The following is a 222-nucleotide window of genomic DNA, read 5'->3' as shown; positions in this document are numbered from 1 at the left end:
CGGGGCCTTAGCTCAGCTGGGAGAGCGCCTGCTTTGCACGCAGGAGGTCAGCGGTTCGATCCCGCTAGGCTCCACCATTTATAAAAAAACATGTTGACTTTAAGAGAAACTTATTATATAATTAAAAAGTTGCTTGGGAAAGTGAACAAAATGATCTTTGAAAACTAAACAAGACAAAACGTACCTGTTAATTCAAAGTTTTAAATAAATCGCACAGCGATG

1 tRNA gene is annotated in these 222 nt (G+C 40.1%); it reads left to right on the top strand.

The features are described from left to right. The first annotated feature begins 1 nt into the window (after position 1). Positions 2-77 (top strand) — tRNA-Ala (locus SB847_RS22550). Positions 78-222 lie beyond the last annotated feature (145 nt).

The organism is Bacillus sp. SIMBA_026 (genome assembly GCF_046535335.1).
Taxonomy (GTDB): domain Bacteria; phylum Bacillota; class Bacilli; order Bacillales; family Bacillaceae; genus Bacillus; species Bacillus velezensis.
Note: the sequence above shows the minus strand (reverse complement) of the source record. Positions and strands in the feature narration are given on the sequence as shown.